At 40.0% G+C, this 4,079-nt stretch carries 4 protein-coding genes; 1 reads left to right on the top strand and 3 read right to left on the bottom strand.

Annotated elements, in window-relative coordinates:
- Positions 1-642 (bottom strand): NAD(P)H-binding protein (locus WBM98_RS12240; RefSeq protein ID WP_424366310.1); only part of this gene is annotated, 642 nt, incomplete at its 3' end.
- Between the two features lie 102 nt (positions 643-744).
- Positions 745-1,170 carry a hypothetical protein gene (locus WBM98_RS12235; protein WP_424366309.1) on the bottom strand — a complete coding sequence of 142 codons (426 nt, stop codon included), beginning with the start codon at positions 1,168-1,170 and terminating at the stop codon, positions 745-747.
- A 115-nt stretch (positions 1,171-1,285) separates the two neighbouring features.
- On the opposite strand from WBM98_RS12235, the gene argS reads away from it, so the two are divergent.
- A complete protein-coding gene (gene argS / locus WBM98_RS12230; protein ID WP_424366308.1) occupies positions 1,286-3,076 on the top strand; it encodes an arginine--tRNA ligase in 1,791 nt (596 codons plus the stop codon).
- Positions 3,077-3,136: 60 nt separating this feature from the next.
- Here the strand turns inward: argS and WBM98_RS12225 are convergent, their stop codons facing one another.
- The gene (locus tag WBM98_RS12225) at positions 3,137-3,880 is read right to left on the bottom strand and encodes a bacteriorhodopsin-like (protein WP_424366307.1); all 744 of its coding nucleotides are present in this window, start codon (positions 3,878-3,880) and stop codon (positions 3,137-3,139) included.
- Between the last annotated feature and the right edge of the window lie 199 nt (positions 3,881-4,079).

Below are 4,079 nucleotides of genomic sequence, written 5' to 3'. Positions count from 1 at the left end.
GGTCAAAACATCCGGGCCACCGATATCAAAGGAATCATTATAGGTATTTTTGTCGCCGATAACCTGAGTCAAAAAAACTATAACATCGCGAATGGCAATTGGTTGTGTTTTGGTCAACACCCATTTAGGGGTAATCATAAACGGAAGTTTTTCGCAAATATCCCTGATAATCTCAAAGGAAGAACTACCTGATCCCACAATAATGCCGGCACGTAATACAGTAAGATTAAAAGATCCTTGATATAGAATATCCTCTACGTTTTTACGTGAACTCAAATGTTTGGATAACTTTTCCTCGTTGACGATCCCGCTCAAATAAATGACCTGTTTCACGTTGGTTTCGGCCATATATGTATTGAAGATTTCAGCCGATTCAGCCTCCTTAACATCAAAATCGGAAGTTGACGAACTCATGGAATGGATCAGGTAATATGCGACATCAATATCCTTGGGAATACGTCCTGAAGCGAAGTCCTTTAAAAAATCAACTTCGATAATCCGGACCTGTGCCTTGGTATCCTTATCGATTGAAAAACGATTTTCATCCCGCACCGCACAGATTACCTCATGTCCCAGTTCCAACAGCTGTGGTAATAAGCGCATGCCTATATACCCATTGGCGCCCGTAAGTAGAATTTTCATAGTATTTTGTTTTAATTGAAACCATACGCTTAGGCGTCAGGATATTGGGTTCATGGTAACTTTGGTTTGTCTTGTATCATGAATCCGCTTCTTGTTTCAGTATTACAGGTCTTCGATATAAGTGGGTCTGTTTTCGGTCCTAAAATCCAAGATCTTTTTAAAGAACTTTTGTATGGCCTTGGTGTCCGATTTGACTTTTATAAAATAATGGTCCCTATAAACCGAATATACGGCGAAATCACCTTTGTAGACGGTCAATTTATAAAAAGGTATTACCAGGGCATAGCTCTCTAACAGAGAGCGAAATCGTACAATAATTCCCTTGGGCCGCAACTCGATATTACAACAGTCGATGTTGTTGTCCAATAGGAGCAAATTCCTGATTTCTATACTGGCCTCTGTAATGAACAATTTAGGGGATCCAATTCCACCCATGGCCCAGCGTTCTTTTAAGGTAAAGGGCTTGCCGACTTCCTGATCGACTTTACGTGTAATATCCCTACGGTTGTAGGATACGTTCAATAACATAGTATCTCTTTTTCATTAGCAGTACTAAAGTTAACCAAATCCAGTTGATTTAAAGAATCGCATCACCATTAAAGACCAAAAAATGTTTAGTTTTGCAGCGTTAAAAGAATAGTCGATGAATATCCAAGAAGTCCTGTCAAATAAGGTAAAAGAAGCGATTTTTGCCGTTTTCAAGGTGGAATTGCCCACTGTGGAATTTCAACCTACCCGTAAGGATTTTGAAGGGGATATTACGATTGTTGTATTTCCCATGCTCCGTTATGTGAAGGGGAACCCTGAGCGTATCGGTGAACAGATTGGGGATTATCTGAAGCAACATGTAGCAGCGGTCTCTGCCTTTAATGTGGTCAAAGGATTTTTGAATATTGTCATTAGTGATGCGTATTATCTTGAATTTTTCAATGCGATCAAGGATACTAAGAATTTCGGATATGTCACCAATACCAGCGATGATGCCATAATGGTCGAATATTCATCACCCAATACGAACAAACCCTTGCATTTAGGGCATATTAGAAACAACCTGTTGGGGTATTCGGTTGCTGAAATAGTAAAGGCTTCGGGAAAAAAGGTGTATAAGACCCAAATCATCAATGATCGGGGCATTCATATTTGTAAAAGCATGTTGGCTTGGCAAAAATATGGGAATGGAGAGACCCCTCAGAGTACGGGTCTAAAAGGCGATAAGTTGGTGGGCAAGTATTATGTTGCATTTGATAAAACCTATAAAGCCGAAGTAGCAGCCATGGTGGCCAAGGGCATAGCGAAGGAAGTGGCCGAAAAAGAAGCGCCAATGCTTTTGGAAGCCCAAGAGATGCTCCGAAAATGGGAAGCCGGTGATGATGCCGTAGTTGCCCTTTGGAAAATGATGAATAGCTGGGTGTACACAGGTTTTGAGGAAACCTATAAAAACCTTGGTGTCGATTTTGACCAATTGTATTTCGAAAGTGACACCTACCTTTTGGGAAAGGATGTCGTTGCCGATGGTTTAAAAAAAGGGGTATTTTATAAAAAAGAGGATGGTAGTGTCTGGATCGATCTTACCGACGAGGGACTTGATGAAAAAATAGTGTTGCGCTCCGATGGGACTGCCGTGTACATGACCCAGGATATTGGTACCGCCATTCAACGGGTAAAGGATTATCCCGATGTGATGGGAATGGTCTATACGGTAGGAAATGAGCAGGACTATCATTTTAAAGTGTTGTTCCTGATCTTGAAGAAATTGGGCTATTCATGGGCAGGGCAGTTGCACCATTTAAGTTATGGGATGGTCGATTTGCCCAGTGGCAAAATGAAAAGCAGGGAAGGTACCGTGGTTGATGCTGATGACCTGATGGAGGATATGACCCAGACGGCTGCAACCATTTCACAGGAATTAGGGAAGTTAGAGGATTATTCCGACGATGAGAAACAGGCATTATATCGCATGATCGGCTTAGGAGCCCTCAAGTATTTTATCTTAAAGGTAGATCCCAAAAAGCGAATCTTGTTCAATCCTGAAGAGTCTGTTGATTTTCAAGGAAACACGGGGCCGTTCATCCAGTACACCTATGCCCGAATACAGTCGATCTTACGAAAGGCGGAGGAGTTGGACCTGCAAGTTTTTGCCGACAAAGGAGGCCTCCTGGCAGGTCTTCATCCAAAAGAAAAGGAACTCATCAAACAAATCCAACTCTTTCCCGAGACCATTCAATTGGCAGCTGAAAACTATAGTCCTGCTTTGATAGCTAATTACACATATGATCTGGTAAAGGAATTCAATTCATTCTATCAGCAGGTTTCCATCTTGGGAGAGGCCAACGAACATAAGAAACTACTTCGGGTGCAATTGTCCAAAAAAGTCGGGGAGGTCATTAAATCCGCATTTTTGTTGTTGGGAATCCAAGTGCCTGAAAGAATGTAATGAAAAAAGCCTGGAATATATCCAGGCTTTTTAAATCAACATCCACATAAAGTAATGGAGTTAAGCACTTTTTCTTGAAGCAACAGCGGCTGCGTAAACTACTAATCCAAACCCGATTTTGTTGATGGCATCACCAATATTGTAGATGACATCCATATTTAAACCTTCAAATATACCATCATACCATCCTGTGGTTCCAGCCATGTAGCCAATAGGGTATATTGCCCATCCTACTAGAACGAACCAACATAATGTTTTATGTGCTGTCAAAACAGCTCCTCCCGCTTCTTGGGCAAGCTTTTTCGCGCTTCCTAACCAAATTTCATATACGATGTAGAAATAAGCCAAACCTGAGATAAGACCCCAAACAGCAGGACCACTTCCAGAAGTGTACACAGCCTCACCAAAGTATCCTGTGACCAACATAATTACAGAAGCCAGAATTAATTTCCACATAAGAGACTTTTTTGCCCCGGCAACTTTTAATATAAGGTAAAACTCAACGCACATTAATGGCACAGTCAGTATCCAATCTACGTAGCGAAAGAATGTTGGAGATTCTCCTACAGCAGCCCAATAATCACGCATGTACCAGTAATGTACAGCAGCAATAAAAGTAATCAAGCCTGATACCAAGATTGACGTTTTCCATTTTTTATCAAAATCATTCATTGATAAAAAGAAGAAGGCAGAAGCTGCCATCATAGCCATACATCCTACAAAGAAGGTAAAGCCCACATAATCGTCCGTAGCGATTTTTGAAACATCTGCCAAAAGAGGCAAGTTTAGTAAAAAAGTTTTCATATCATTAGATTTTAATTAAAATTTGTTTAATCAAAAATAATTAAAGTTAAACATAAATTTGTTAAATAATGTTTAATATTATTTTTATATCTTTAAACAAAATAATTTAAAATACTAAAATGAAAAGTTGGATTATAGTTGCCACGTTTTTTTGCTTGTGGCTTTCAACTACTTTTCCCGATCTTATTCAGTCTTACAT

Source organism: Maribacter sp., from assembly GCF_049667165.1.
Taxonomy (GTDB): domain Bacteria; phylum Bacteroidota; class Bacteroidia; order Flavobacteriales; family Flavobacteriaceae; genus Maribacter_A.
Note: the sequence above shows the minus strand (reverse complement) of the source record. Positions and strands in the feature narration are given on the sequence as shown.

Coding starts and splice junctions, on each gene's coding strand:
- argS (WP_424366308.1), top strand. CDS start 1,286: ATGAATATCCAAGAAGTCCTGTCAAATAAGGTAAAAGAAGCGATTTTT.
- WBM98_RS12235 (WP_424366309.1), bottom strand. CDS start 1,170: ATGTTATTGAACGTATCCTACAACCGTAGGGATATTACACGTAAAGTC.
- WBM98_RS12225 (WP_424366307.1), bottom strand. CDS start 3,880: ATGAAAACTTTTTTACTAAACTTGCCTCTTTTGGCAGATGTTTCAAAA.